This is a genomic window from Paenibacillus sp. MZ03-122A (assembly GCF_024213325.1).
Lineage (GTDB): Bacteria > Bacillota > Bacilli > Paenibacillales > Paenibacillaceae > Paenibacillus > Paenibacillus polymyxa_B.
Genome location: NZ_JANAVI010000003.1, coordinates 195,250 through 208,951 on the forward strand (window position 1 = coordinate 195,250; position 13,702 = coordinate 208,951).

Sequence of the window (13,702 nt, forward strand, 5' to 3'; positions counted from 1 at the left end):
TATAATAAGCATAACGTACACCATCGGCGGACCCAGAGGGTTCGCCGATTGTTGTTACGTGACCATATCGCCAATAGGTATGTTTTTTGCTATGATGATAGCGGAAGAATTGACAGGAGGAGTGAATTTATGGCAAGACCCGTTGTGGCTATCGTTGGTCGTCCGAATGTGGGTAAGTCCACTATTTTTAATCGGATTATCGGGGATCGTTTGTCCATCGTGGAAGATAAACCCGGAATCACTCGTGACCGTATATACGGTATATCGGAGTGGAATGGTAAATCCTTCAGTATTATTGACACCGGCGGCATTGAGATTGATGGTGAGGATGTCATTTTAAAATCCATCCGTATGCAGGCCGAACTTGCAATAGAAGAAGCAGATGTAATTGTATTCATGAGTGATGCGAAAGCAGGAATTACACAGTCAGATGAAGAGGTAGCTCAAATGTTATATCGTTCGGGTAAACCGATCATCGTAGCTGTCAACAAGGTGGACAACCTCAGTCGCGCCGATCTGATTTATGAGTTTTATTCTTATGGATTTGGTGATCCAATTGCTGTTTCTGGTAGTCATGGCACAGGGATAGGCGACCTGCTAGATGCCATTACGTCTAATTTGCCTGAGCTGGAAGAAGATCACTATGATGAAGACGTTATTCGTGTTGCCTTGATCGGCCGCCCGAATGTGGGTAAATCTTCACTGGTTAACGCCATTCTGGGAGAAGAACGGGTTATCGTTAGTGACATTGCGGGCACGACGCGTGATGCAATTGATACACCTTTTGAAAAAGACGGTCAAAAGTATGTGCTGATTGATACGGCAGGTATGCGTAAACGTGGCAAAGTATATGAAACGACCGAAAAATATAGTGTAATGCGTGCCATGCGTGCCATTGAGCGTGCAGATGTTGTACTGGTCGTTATTAACGGCGAGGAAGGCATTATTGAGCAGGATAAGCACATTGCTGGCTATGCTTATGAAGCGGGTAAAGCGTCTCTGTTTGTCGTTAACAAATGGGATGTCGTGGACAAGGACGATAAAACGATGCACCAGTTTGAAACGAAAATTCGCGATCACTTTCTGTTTATGACATATGCTCCGATTGTGTTCTTGTCTGCAAAAACGAAGCAACGCCTGCAAAAGCTGCTTCCTGTTGTACAGCATGTGGCACAGCAGCATGTATTGCGTATTCAGACACATTTGCTGAATGATGTAATTTCCGACGCGGTTGCCATCAATCCTCCACCAACAGACAAGGGACGTCGTCTGCGTATTAACTATGTGACCCAGGTTGCTGTTAAGCCGCCTACGATGGTTGTATTCGTAAACGATCCAGAAATAATGCACTTCTCGTATGAGCGTTATCTGGAGAACAAAATTCGCGCCGCCTTCAATTTTGAAGGAACTCCAATTCGTATCTTTACACGGCGCAAGTCTGACGAAAGTTAGGAGCGAATAGGTTGATTTTACAAATCGTTGCCATCGTACTCAGTTACTTGCTTGGCTCTGTCAGCTTTAGTTTGCTGTATGGAAAATTAAAAGGAATCGACATTCGCCAGCATGGAAGCGGCAATGCCGGTGCGACGAATACGCTGCGTGTGCTTGGAAAAGGCCCAGCTATTCTGGTACTGCTGCTGGACGTACTTAAAGGGGTTATTGCAGTGCTAATAGGGCACTGGTTAGGTGGAGAATCATCCTGGGTATCGGGTTTGTGCGGCATTGCAGCGATTGCGGGCCATAACTGGCCGATATATTTTCACTTCCGTGGAGGAAAAGGTATTGCGACTGCTATTGGTGTATTGGCATCGCTTGCCTTACTGCCCGCACTATATGCCGGAATCATTGCGATACTTGCAATCGTAATGACGCGTTACGTATCCTTGGGATCGCTCATATTTGTCATTTTGACTCCCTGGATATTACTCGTTCTTGGTTTTGCATGGCCGTTATTCTGGACGGCTCTAATCATTTGTCTGTTCGCTGTGTGGAGACACCGTACCAACATAGTCAAGCTGGTACGTGGGAATGAGAACAAGCTTGGCTCCAAAGGAGGAGATCGTCTTGTCTGAGAAAATAGCTGTGCTGGTCGCGGGGAGTTGGGGAACAGCCCTGGCTTCCGTTCTTGCGGCCAATAACAACGATGTCTCTGTCTGGACGAGAAACGAGCAGCAAGCAGCTGAAATCAATGAGAAGCATACGAATGAGCATTATTTACCAGGCTCCATTTTGTCTGACCGTATTTCAGCTACAACTGATATGCAGACTGCGGTATCTGGTGCTAAAGCAGTGATTATCGTATCTCCTTCGGCTGCTGCTCGTCAGGTAGCACGTAGTCTGAAAGCTCATTTTAGCAAGGATATGCTGGTAGTGCATGCCATTAAAGGTTTTGAAACTGAAACGCTTAAACGTATGTCCACGGTGATTTCGGAAGAACTGGAAGTCGCTGAGGGCGATATTGCTGTGCTGTCTGGTCCGAGTCATGCGGAAGAAGTGGTGAGGAAATGTCCTACAACGGTTGTTGTAGCTTCCTCCAATGAGAAGGCTGCGCAAGCCGCACAGGGGCTGTTCATGAACTCCTATTTCCGCGTCTATACAAACCGTGATTTGCTCGGCGTGGAATTGTCCGGGGCGCTAAAAAATATTATCGCATTGGGTGCGGGAATGTCAGATGGACTTGGTTTCGGTGATAATGCCAAAGCGGCTTTATTGACCCGTGGATTGGCTGAAATTACCCGTGCCGGAGTTGAGATGGGCGCTAACCCACTAACCTTTGCCGGCCTGGCTGGTATTGGCGATCTAGTGGTCACTGCAACGAGTCGTCACAGTCGCAACTGGCGTGCAGGGTCACTATTGGGACAGGGCCAACAGCTTGATGCTGTGCTGGAATCTATGGGCATGGTCGTAGAAGGTATTCGAACGACCAAAGCGGCATACGCCATCTCCCAAAAATTAGGTGTTCAGATGCCTATTACAGAGGTGCTTTATGGAGTGCTGTTTGAAGGACGTGACGTCCGTAAGGCTGTTGAGGCGCTGATGGGTCGCGATCCTAAGACCGAGATGGAAGTCATGCCACTTCAAACTTGGGAGCAATGGCATTCTTAAGGGCTCGGATGAGCTTTAATAATATAAAGGCTGTCTCATGGTAGATTTCTTCTATAATGAGATAGCCTTTTTTAGTTAGGCGTTTGGCATGTCTTATGTACGCTTAATCACCTTTTGTCTCTGCCTCTCATAGACTGAGTTGAGCAATGGCGGAGGAGGGGAGATTGTGAATAAAAACTTTCCGAAAGATGCATTGAAGGCCATTAACAAAAAAGGCGGCAAAAACATATCCGAAAATGCAGTGAAAAAGCTGGCAGGCACGGTAAAGGCGGACACGCTTCAAAGCGAAGCGCAACTGCGTCAGCTTATCAAGCAGGTGTCTGCGATGGCCAACATTCCGGTGTCGGAAGATACAGTAAGGGATATCGTTGGTGCCGTCAAAAAGAGCGGAATGAATCCTTCCAATATGGAAGCGTTAATGAAAATGATGATGAAAAAATAGACCGCTGGCCGTACGCCGGTTAGTATTATTCACCGTGAACCGGGAAGGTTCGCGGTTTTTTTTATATTTTGGAGCAGCTAACCTCTTTTCAGTACACAAAATATCGAACTGCCCTGTCGAACATGTTATAATGATGCCCATCAGGAAACGGAAGGAAAGACAGCAAAGGAGGAAACGATGTTGAAGGAGGCAATATCATCAGTGTTAGTGGACAGGCTTCCTCACAATCTGGCAGTTGCGCTGAGTAGCTTGGCTGAGAGCTGGTCAACAGTGTCGGTTCCGTGGATGTTGGGCGGGAGCTGTTCATTACTTGTGCAAGAAGTTGAACTGGATAGCCTGCCTCGGGACATTGATATTTATGCGGATATTCATGCCGCAAAGCAGCTTCATGCGCACCCCCTGGGTATGAGTATAGATCGACAGCAGGTTGACCGTAGCGGCTCTTACGTTTCATTGCTGAGCCACTATGATCTGGAGGGATTTCCAGTCGAGTTGGTGGGAGGATTTGAGGTATTATGTGACGGAGCGTTATACCGCTTAGAGATCGAGCGACTACTTTGGTCGACTGGTGTTCAGCTTGAGCTGGGGAGTGCTTCACTGCGTCTGATGCCGCTCAGTCATGAACTGTTATTCAATATATTGCGAAATCGACCCGACCGGTACAAAGCGATTGCCGATGTCATGAAGCGCGACCCGCGACGTCATATAATTGTACTGAAGCAGTTACTAGTCAGTAATATTTGGAATGAGGAGCAATTGGACAAGCTTGCAGAACTTCTGCCTTGGCCAGAGTTGCACTCTGTCATCCAGATGGGCAATGAAGTATAAGCTGTGTGTATTAGGAGAAAGACGACTGGAGGACCGTTCATGAATGTGCAGATTACGTTCAAGCCGTCAGACAGGCGCGTACAGGTCGGTCAGGGTACGTCATTGCTTCAGGCTGCTCGTAAAGCGGGTGTATATATTCCCACTCGTTGTGACGGAAAAGCAGCCTGTCTGATGTGTAAGGTACAAATATCACCGGAATGGGCTGAATTCGCAGGTCAACCCAGCGATGCAGAGCAGCGGAAGCTGGGACCTTTACTGGATGAAGGAATACGCTTATCCTGCCAGGCCCGTGTCCAAGGCGATATGGAGGTAACCATACCGGAGGATAAGCTCAAGGCGGCTATCAGGCGGCAACTGGAGCGTCAGGCGATGGATGATGAACTGTGGTAATGCCGATTATATCAGGAGAATAAAAAAAGGATGGTTTCCGACGACTCTAAACAGTCAGGAGAAACATCCTTTTTTTATTTAGTCTAGCGACAAAGTCATGGGAGAGCCTTGCCCCGCATATATTAGGTGAGTGGACCCAAACGTAAAATATCGTTTCTGCAATGATCGCTCTGTCGTAATCTAGTTTTCAAAAAACTAAACATATTTTACGGAGGGGATACATATGATGGTATCAGTCCAAATGCATGTACGAGTTTACGCCGTTTCGCCGATTCCATCAGTCTCCTGAATCTCGGCGGCGGACGACTTCCGGGCATTTTAAAGGCTGTTCTGCCGCATCTGGGATCAAGCAGTTGGTTGAACACGAAGCGGATGCTCTTTAAGCATTTTTCCTTCGGAGACTTTTGAGGAGGGGATTTCATTGGAGAAAGTGGACATTTTTAAAGACATTGCCGAACGCACCGGAGGAGACATTTATCTTGGGGTCGTCGGCGCAGTCCGAACAGGAAAATCAACGTTTATCAAGCGGTTTATGGAGACGATTGTTCTGCCAAACATTACAAGTGAGGCGGACCGTGCCCGCGCCGTAGACGAGTTGCCGCAAAGTGCGGCAGGAAAGACGATCATGACGACGGAGCCTAAATTCGTACCGAATAATGCCGTCCAGATCAAAGTAACGGAAGGACTGGACGTGAATGTACGTCTGGTTGACTGTGTAGGATATGCAGTAGAAGGAGCAAAAGGTTACGAGGATGAAAATGGTCCAAGGATGATCTCCACACCATGGTTCGAAGAACCCATTCCTTTTCAGGAAGCGGCAGAAATTGGTACACGCAAGGTTATTCAGGAGCATTCGACGCTCGGTGTGGTAGTCACTACAGACGGCACGATTGCGGAAATCCCGCGCAGCTCTTATGTAGAGTCGGAGGAACGCGTCATTGAGGAGTTGAAGGAAGTTGGCAAACCATTTGTTTTGGTTATCAACTCCACGCATCCGCGCAGTGATGAAACACTCCAGCTTCGCAGTGAGCTGGCTGCCAAGTACGATATACCCGTTATGACACTCAGCGCGGCGACTATGACGGAAGATGATGTTACAGGCGTACTTCGTGAAGTATTGTATGAATTTCCGGTGCATGAGGTGAATGTAAACCTGCCGAGCTGGGTCATGGTACTGAACGAAGAGCACTGGCTGCGTAGCAATTATGAAAATTCCGTTCGCGATACGGTTAAAGATATTCGACGCCTGCGTGATGTAGATCGAGTGGTTGGCCAGTTTATGGAATATGAATTCATCGACAGGGCCGGGTTGAGCGGGATGAATATGGGGCAGGGTGTAGCTGAAATTGATCTGTATGCTCCCGATGAGCTGTACGACCAGATTTTGGTCGAAGTCGTCGGGGTAGAGATTCGCGGCAAGGATCATTTGCTACAAATGATGCAGGATTTTGCCCATGCCAAACGGGAGTACGACCGCTTCGCTGAGGCGCTGGAAATGGTCAAGACAACGGGATATGGCATTGCCGCGCCGTCGTTGTCCGAGATGGCACTAGACGATCCGCAGTTGATTCGTCAGGGTACAAGGTTTGGTGTGCGGCTCAAGGCAACAGCACCTTCCATACACATGATTCGTGTCGATGTGGAATCGGAATTTGCTCCGATTATCGGAACAGAGAAGCAAAGTGAGGAGCTTATGCGCTATCTGATGCAGGATTTTGAGAATGACCCAATCAAAATTTGGGAGTCAGACATTTTCGGACGTTCGCTGCATTCTATTGTACGGGAAGGCATTCAGGGTAAAATCGCCATGATGCCGGACAATGCACGCTATAAGCTGCAGGAAACGCTGGGTCGTATCATTAATGAAGGCTCCGGCGGTCTCATTGCTATTATTCTTTAAGGCTAAGCCACACCAAAAATATATAAGGAAATACCGTGGAAAGCAATTTGCTCTCTACGGTTCGCAGAAAACAAAATATTAGACTGACCTCCAAAACCAGACAGGGGTAGCCATGGACGAGAAAATAAAGTCCTAGACTACCTCTGTTTTTATTGAGCTTTTCGTTTCTCGGAGCAGGATGTAGGTTCAAATATAACAATCCGATTAATGAGTTTCACAAGTGATGGCATCATGGAAGGAAATTGGAAGCATTGCCCAACTGTTAGAGCGAAGTTCTCCGGTAAAGCAGTGCTCCAAATAAATTAGATGTGAGCTTTCTCATATTTAAAATAACAAAACAGGATTGTATCTTCGAACTAGGCTCCGTCCTGATTTCATATTTAAGCAGCAACCGTTTTCCGGTATTCAATCGGGGGGCGGTTGTTTGTTGTGTTTTGGCCTATAAAACCAGAAATTTTTCTATATTTAATAAAACCTATTTACATACTTGGTTTAAAGCGATATATTAAGTATCAAATTTGAATCATTTTGTGGATTGAACGAGGGGGAAATGAAATCATGAATATCCAAAAAGAGCTCCAAAGAAACAAAAAGCTAGGGCTAGGGGCTATCATGCTACTGGTGCTGGTTTTGCTGGTCACTGCATGCGGCGTGCCGAAAACAGAGAGCGGCACTCAAGGGACAAGCACTGCGGGATCGAATACAACAAACGGAAAAACGGACAATTTAAATCTAAAGGGTAAACGGGTTGCGTTGATCATGGAGTTTAACACGGGCACATTTTCGCAACAGTATGTTCAAGGCGTGGAAGAGGAAGTTAAGAAATTTGGCGGTACGCTGACTAAGTTTGTGGCAGATAACGATAAGGCTAAAATGGCTTCTCTGCTTGATAGTGCGATTAACCAGCAGTTTGATGTCATTTTGACTGATCACGGTGATGCATTGCTGGAGACAGGGCTGAAAAAAGCAATTTCCCGCAATATTCCGGTTATCGTGTTCGATGCTGCCGTCAATGTTCCGGGTGCGGTAGTGCTCTCACAGGATGACCAAAGCATGGCTGAGTTGACGCTGGAGCAAATGAAAAAGGATATCGGCGGCAAAGGTAACATTGTGAAAGTATGGGTTGCTGGATTTGCACCGATGGAACGTCGTCAGGTTGCTTATGATGCATTTTTGAAATCCAATCCGGATATTAAAGAAATCGCGACTTTTGGTTCTGCTCAGAATCCTGCTTTAGATACGCAAGCCAAAATGGAAGCTGTATTAAAGCAATATCCTAAGGGCGAAATTACAGCCGTCTGGGCGGCTTGGGATGAATTTGCCAAAGGGGCAGCCCGTGCGATCCAACAAGCGGGACGTACGGAAATTAAGGTCTACGGCATTGACATGAGCGACGAGGACTTGCAAATGATCCAGGATCCGAAAAATCCTTGGGTGGCCTCGGCAGCCGTTGATCCAACAGATATCGGGCGCGTACAAGTGCGCTATGCATATCAGAAGCTGCATGGGGATAATCCGGAGGAGAAAGTCGTATTGAAGGCTGTATATGTGCAACGCGAAGCGCTGCCAGATAAGCAAATTTCCACATCCGAGCTATCCCAATATGTGGAGGGATGGGGTCAAAGTGAGCAGGGATATGAGGATTGGATGAAGGAATATGAAACGTCCAAATAAAATGTTTGCATCATGCAAAAGGCGCGCTTCGGCGCGCTTTTATCATAAGCAGGCGTGAGGGGGCACCATGAGTTCACAAGTATATACATTGGAGATGAAGAAAATCAGCAAACAGTTTGCTGGTGTAGATGCGCTGCGAGCGGTGGATTTTACGGTGCAGGGTGGCGAAATTCACGCTCTGCTGGGTGCCAACGGGGCAGGGAAAAGCACATTGATGAAGATTTTGTCCGGTGCGTATCGTTCCGATCAGGGAGTTATCGTAGTTGGTGGCAAGGAACTAAACATTAGTTCACCGTGGGAGGCCAAAAGGGCGGGAATCCACTGTGTGTATCAGGAGGTTGATTCAGCGCTTGTGCCTCAGTTAACCGTAGCTGAAAACATTGTAATGGACGATTTGTCTGCACCTGATGGTCGATGGTGGGCTGCGCCGGGGGCTATGCGCAGACGAGCGCGTGAGGCATTAGCACGTCTAGAGGTAGATATTGACGCACGACGATATGTGTCTGAACTGACGTTGGCAGAAAAACAACTTGTACTTATCGCACGTATTCTGACACAGCAAGCAAATACCATCATTTTTGATGAGCCTACGGCGCCGCTCAGCGAGGAAGAAACGCGACGTTTGTTCCGTACAATCCATACACTCAAGGATGAGGGAGTTGCATGTATCCTCATCACACACCGATTGCCGGAGGTTATCGAACACAGTGACCGTGTTACGGTGATGCGTGATGGCGAGCGCGTGTTCACGGGACCTGCTTCTGATTTAAGTGTAGGCGACATCGTTACGCATATGCTTGGGAAAACATTTGAAGAGGAATTCCCAAAAACAGAGGTACCTATTGGTGAAACGATATTGGAAGCAAAAGGGCTTCACAAAGGATTACGAGTGCACGGCGTTGATTTACAGGCCCGACGTGGTGAAATTCTCTCTATTGTGGGTTTGGTTGGTGCAGGCAAAACGGAGCTGTCACGACTTCTTACAGGAGCAGACAAGCCGGATAAGGGAGAGCTGACCTTTAAGGGTCGCTCCATTCGATTGAGAGAGCCAGCGGATGCGGTAGCTCGAGGAATTGTATCCATACCCGAGGAGCGACGTAAGCAGGGGGTGCTAATTGAGGAGAGTGTAGAAAGAAACCTCAGCCTTCCGCTATTGGGGAAGCTGAGTGTCCTTGGTTTCATCAGTCGGCGTAAAGAACAAAATAACGGTAATGGGATTGTCGCCTCTCTCGGTATTAAGACGCCATCGCTCCGTCAGAATGTTAAATATTTGAGTGGCGGGAATCAGCAAAAAATTGCGATTGGGAAATGGCTGCATTCGGGAGCGGATGTATTTGTTTTTGACGAGCCAACCAAGGGTGTGGATATAGGGGCAAAAAGTGATATTTTCCGTATCATTGGGGAGTTGGCGGAGCAAGGAAAAGCGATCATTTATCTAACCTGTGAATTTGCTGAAGGGATTGGCATTGGTGATCGGATTGCAGTGATGTATGATGGCAAAATTATAAAGGAATTTGCGCGGGGCGAAGTGGAACAGGAACAGCTTCTGTTGTATGCCAGCGGCGGCGAAGAGGTGCATTCATGAAGGAAAAATGGTTAAACGTCTCATTTCGTTACGGTGCCGTAGTTGTCATTATAGGTGTATTGGCGTTTTTTTCATCTACATTACCTTATTTCTGGACTTATGATAATTTAATGGATATTCTAGGGTCTATTGCCATTGTGACTTTCGTTGCCATTGGTGTGACGTTGTCCCTTATCGTGGACGGTTTTGACCTGTCGGTGGGAGCTACAGTATCTTTGACAACGGTCGTTTCAGCTTCTTTGATGGTCTGGTATGAGCAGCCTGTTGCGGTGGTCATTATTGTGTCTCTGATTGTCGGCGCTTTGGTAGGACTGTTAAATTCATTATTGATCATTAAACTGCGTATTCCTGATTTGCTCGCAACTCTTGCAATCATGTATATTGTAAGCGGGATTCACAAAACGTACGCCCAGGGCTATACCATATACAATCATATGCAGTTTCCTGATGGCAGCAAGGCGCCGGGGGAGATATCTCCTGCATTTCTATTGCTGGGGCAAGGAAAATGGTTGGGTATCCCGATTTCGGTTATTTTACTGTTACTGACTGTGGCGGCGGTGCATGTTTTCTTGACCTATACAAAGCATGGGCGTCAAATGTATGTAACGGGTGGAAATGAGGAAGCTGCTCGTCTGTCGGGCATACGGGTAAAAAAAGTCCGTACTCTGGCCTATGTTGCTTCAGGCGTATTTGCGGCGATTGCCGGTATTTTGTATGCCTCGCGAGTAGGCTCAGGCCAAATTGACGCGGGTTCCCCTTTGCTCATGGAGGCGGTAGCTGCAGTATTCGTCGGTTTTTCGGTCTTTGGTGCTGGTAAACCCAATGTCATTGGTACATTTATTGGTGCGGTATTGATCGGTGTGTTGGTTAATGGATTAACGATGATGAATGTGCAATATTTTGCCCATGATATTGTCAAAGGAGTAGTGCTGGTACTTGCGCTGGCCGTTACTTTTTACGTGTTAAACCGTCGTCGTACTTGAAATTGTCTGTGGACTGTATTACTATAAACCTTGTTCCACGCAAGAAGGGTGCCATAAAACGCCAGTTTCGGCCTATATTGCGGAGGTTAGGTATATTCTATGTATATTTAACGACGAAACGGAAACAGATGATAACATTATGGAAGGCAGTACGCCGCCCGGGTTATTTTATACAGGCGACCTCATATCGGTCATTAACACCGATAACCTTAATGCTGGACTACACTTGAATTGGGAGGTGAATATTATGAATAAAACGGATTTGATCAATCAGGTTTCTGAAAGCACTGAATTGTCCAAAAAGGACGTAACCAAAGCAATCGATGCAGTATTTGAGGCGATCTCTGGAGCGCTGCAAAGCGGAGATAAGGTGCAACTGGTAGGTTTTGGGAACTTTGAGGTTCGTGAACGTTCCGCACGTAAAGGACGTAACCCGCAAACAGGAGAAGAAATCGAAATCCCTGCGAGCAAAATTCCGGCATTTAAACCGGGTAAAGCGCTCAAAGACGGAATTAAATAAGATTTCTTACATATTCCCAATGCGCTGAAAAGACCGTGAATTTGATTCACGGCCTTTTCTTTTTGCCCTGTTTACTTCGTGGTAGAGGTGCTATGGTCTGAGAAGAGGAAGCTGTTCTGGCGTTTCGCGAGGCATAAGCGATCAGCACCAGGGGTTCACCCGTTAGCTCGGCAAATTCATGCTCTAGCTGTTGAAGCCGTTCGATTTGGGCAGGGCTGAGATTGGCGGGAAGATAGTTTTTCATCAGATCCGTTCCTTTCTTTAATGGATGGGACTGCACGGATAGTATGGCTCGGGACACGCTAATTGTTGCAGGTAGCTCGGGAAGCATGTAGTTGACAAAACTAGCTTGAATCTCCATCATAAAAAGTATAGCTTCGGCTCTCAGGGAGGAAAAGGACATGGAAGATAATGTGACGGGTAGCAGTGAGTACGTCGTAATTAAAGCGAAAAGCAACGGATGTCAGGTTTTTGGTCTCACTAGAGGTCAGGATACACGCTTGCATCATTCAGAAAAATTGGACAAGGGCGAGGTACTGATCGTCCAATTTACGGATCATACTTCTGCTATTAAAATTCGCGGCAAAGCCGTTGTGATGACTAAGCACGGGGTAGTAGATACTGAGGATTAAAATGCAGGCATAGCCTGCTTTTTTTTGTTGTAGAATGAGAGTGAGGACCTTTACCGTAGCAAACCCACATTATGAGGTAGAGGTCAGGGGAGGCTCTGATGAAACCTTGGATTGTATTCGGTGGCTCCATTCTCATAACCATCGCAGCAGCTGTGTTGCTGCCGTCCTTACAGGTGCTGGACTCGGGAACCGCAGCAGTTCGTGAAACACAGGCGACGATTTCGCCTCAGCAACGGGTGCTGCTGTCGGATGACAATCTGGTGGATACGCTGAACGAGCTGCCGTTGACCACACCGATTGCAAGCGCAAGCTGGGAACATTCAGTCCTGACCCTGGATGTCAAGCTGTCCAAGGAAGAAACTGCCCCACTAGAGATTTATCAAAACATGGCGGAGCTTGCCGCTTTTAGCTTTTACGGAACGACGAATGTACGGCAATTGCTGCTTCGGGTGGTGACGCAGGACGAATGGTCAGGAGAACGGCATTTGCTGCTTGCATCCGATATACGCCGCAACGAGTGGACGAACGAGGCATTGGAACAGCTGAGAAGCCGGGAAGGCGCGGAATTGCCAGAGGATTTGAAATCCCGTTTCCGCATTACAGTAACGCCCATGTGGCAAAACAGGTTTAACGGTGTATATACAGATTAGATGTTTCTGCCGGTGGACCTACAGTACTTTAGTCGCGAATCATTTTAAATTGTGATATAATATAAGGCATTGCAATTATTTGAGTATAGCAGAAAGTCATGTCTCGGAGGCTTAGGATGAAACCGTATCGCGTACCCCAATTAGCAAGGAAATATGTGGAATACGACATGATTCAACAACATACGGAAATGCCGGCTTTTCCTGACAGCCGTACCCGTTTGATGTTTGTGTTTTTGAACCGGAATGCGCAGGAGCTGCATGCCAGTGAGGACGAACTGTACGCATTGGTAACCTCACTTGTGCAGATGGGGCTGGATACGCATGATATGATTGATACTTTATCCGGTATACGGAGCCCGGAGGAGATGCGTTCCAGACAGCTGAAAGTGTTAGCTGGGGACTATTTTAGCAGTCGTTTTTATCAGCTGCTTGCACTGGCAGGCCGCATCACGGCCATTTCGAAGCTGAGTGATGCTGTATGTGAAGTGAACGCAGGGAAAATGAGTTTGTACTGGGGAATGAAGCAATTCCGATTGGATGCAACTCAGTATTTAACTCAGATGGTTCGTTTCAAAAAGGAGCTTTTTTTATCATTCACTTCACTTGTAGCAGAACAGGATCAGGAAATTTGGAAGCAGCTTCTCAACAAATTTGCCCTCTGTGATACCTTGGTGGAGGAATGGGGGAAGCGGACAGAACCGGACAAGTCCCGTTTCGGATATATGTTCTGGCATATTTATGGTAACGGGGACCGGAACGAGCAGGCATTGCTTTCAGATAGTGGTACTGACACTGAAGCATGGCGTAAGCTTGTTCTGAAATACAAAGCCGAGGATGCGATACTGGACAAGCTTCGCACGGCTGTTACACACATCCGGCAGATCCTGTCAGATGATCAAAATACGGGGATCGAGGAATTTGAACGCATGCTTGAGCCTTTCCTGAAGCTGCTAAATAGTCCGCACCCAGTTGTGAGGGAAGGTTAGGTGAACG

The 13,702-nt window shown here is 47.1% G+C and carries 15 protein-coding genes; 14 read left to right on the forward strand and 1 reads right to left on the reverse strand.

All coding sequences use genetic code 11. The features are described 5' to 3' along the window. Positions 1-129 precede the first annotated feature (129 nt). From der to NLX74_RS08120, 11 genes are all read left to right on the forward strand, one after another. Positions 130-1,452 carry a ribosome biogenesis GTPase Der gene (der, locus tag NLX74_RS08070; protein WP_013310744.1) on the forward strand — a complete coding sequence of 441 codons (1,323 nt, stop codon included), beginning with the start codon at positions 130-132 and terminating at the stop codon, positions 1,450-1,452. 11 nt (positions 1,453-1,463) lie between these two features. Beyond that, on the forward strand, positions 1,464-2,072 hold the full coding sequence (plsY, locus tag NLX74_RS08075; RefSeq protein ID WP_254325404.1) for a glycerol-3-phosphate 1-O-acyltransferase PlsY: 609 nt from the start codon (positions 1,464-1,466) through the stop codon (positions 2,070-2,072). Continuing rightward, on the forward strand, positions 2,065-3,105 hold the full coding sequence (locus tag NLX74_RS08080) for an NAD(P)H-dependent glycerol-3-phosphate dehydrogenase (protein ID WP_039271042.1): 1,041 nt from the start codon (positions 2,065-2,067) through the stop codon (positions 3,103-3,105). Before plsY ends, NLX74_RS08080 begins: the two co-directional genes overlap by 8 nt. 166 nt (positions 3,106-3,271) lie before the next feature. Then, the gene (locus NLX74_RS08085; protein ID WP_013310741.1) at positions 3,272-3,547 is read left to right on the forward strand and encodes a stage VI sporulation protein F; all 276 of its coding nucleotides are present in this window, start codon (positions 3,272-3,274) and stop codon (positions 3,545-3,547) included. A 177-nt stretch (positions 3,548-3,724) separates the two neighbouring features. Further along, positions 3,725-4,375, forward strand: a complete 651-nt coding sequence (locus NLX74_RS08090) for a hypothetical protein (protein ID WP_254328404.1) — start codon at positions 3,725-3,727, stop codon at positions 4,373-4,375. A gap of 39 nt (positions 4,376-4,414) precedes the next feature. Beyond that, entirely contained in the window at positions 4,415-4,765 is a 351-nt protein-coding gene (locus NLX74_RS08095) for a 2Fe-2S iron-sulfur cluster-binding protein (protein WP_254328405.1), read from the forward strand. Between the two features lie 421 nt (positions 4,766-5,186). Then, positions 5,187-6,665, forward strand: coding sequence for a stage IV sporulation protein A (gene spoIVA / locus NLX74_RS08100; RefSeq protein WP_023989182.1), 1,479 nt, complete (start codon positions 5,187-5,189; stop codon positions 6,663-6,665). A 558-nt stretch (positions 6,666-7,223) separates the two neighbouring features. Then, positions 7,224-8,339 carry a sugar ABC transporter substrate-binding protein gene (locus NLX74_RS08105; protein WP_254328406.1) on the forward strand — a complete coding sequence of 372 codons (1,116 nt, stop codon included), beginning with the start codon at positions 7,224-7,226 and terminating at the stop codon, positions 8,337-8,339. Positions 8,340-8,406: 67 nt separating this feature from the next. Next, the gene (locus NLX74_RS08110) at positions 8,407-9,924 is read left to right on the forward strand and encodes a sugar ABC transporter ATP-binding protein (RefSeq protein ID WP_254328407.1); all 1,518 of its coding nucleotides are present in this window, start codon (positions 8,407-8,409) and stop codon (positions 9,922-9,924) included. Then, a complete protein-coding gene (locus tag NLX74_RS08115) occupies positions 9,921-10,907 on the forward strand; it encodes an ABC transporter permease (RefSeq protein WP_254328408.1) in 987 nt (328 codons plus the stop codon). The genes NLX74_RS08110 and NLX74_RS08115 overlap by 4 nt, the downstream gene beginning before the upstream one ends. A gap of 247 nt (positions 10,908-11,154) precedes the next feature. Further along, the gene (locus tag NLX74_RS08120; RefSeq protein WP_013310732.1) at positions 11,155-11,427 is read left to right on the forward strand and encodes an HU family DNA-binding protein; all 273 of its coding nucleotides are present in this window, start codon (positions 11,155-11,157) and stop codon (positions 11,425-11,427) included. Between the two features lie 46 nt (positions 11,428-11,473). On the opposite strand, the gene NLX74_RS08125 is transcribed toward NLX74_RS08120, so the two are convergent. Further along, complete coding sequence (locus tag NLX74_RS08125; protein ID WP_254328409.1) at positions 11,474-11,791, reverse strand: hypothetical protein; 318 nt, start codon at positions 11,789-11,791, stop codon at positions 11,474-11,476. A 37-nt stretch (positions 11,792-11,828) separates the two neighbouring features. Between NLX74_RS08125 and mtrB the strand changes: the two genes are divergently transcribed. The 3 genes from mtrB (at position 11,829) to NLX74_RS08140 (ending at position 13,695) form a co-directional block, all read left to right on the forward strand. Next, positions 11,829-12,059 (forward strand): trp RNA-binding attenuation protein MtrB, encoded by a 231-nt coding sequence (gene mtrB, locus NLX74_RS08130; protein WP_013310730.1) that lies wholly within the window; start codon positions 11,829-11,831, stop codon positions 12,057-12,059. 98 nt (positions 12,060-12,157) lie between these two features. Continuing rightward, positions 12,158-12,709, forward strand: a complete 552-nt coding sequence (locus NLX74_RS08135; RefSeq protein ID WP_023989175.1) for a hypothetical protein — start codon at positions 12,158-12,160, stop codon at positions 12,707-12,709. Positions 12,710-12,825: 116 nt separating this feature from the next. Next, positions 12,826-13,695, forward strand: a complete 870-nt coding sequence (locus NLX74_RS08140; protein WP_250268705.1) for a heptaprenyl diphosphate synthase component 1 — start codon at positions 12,826-12,828, stop codon at positions 13,693-13,695. Positions 13,696-13,702 lie beyond the last annotated feature (7 nt).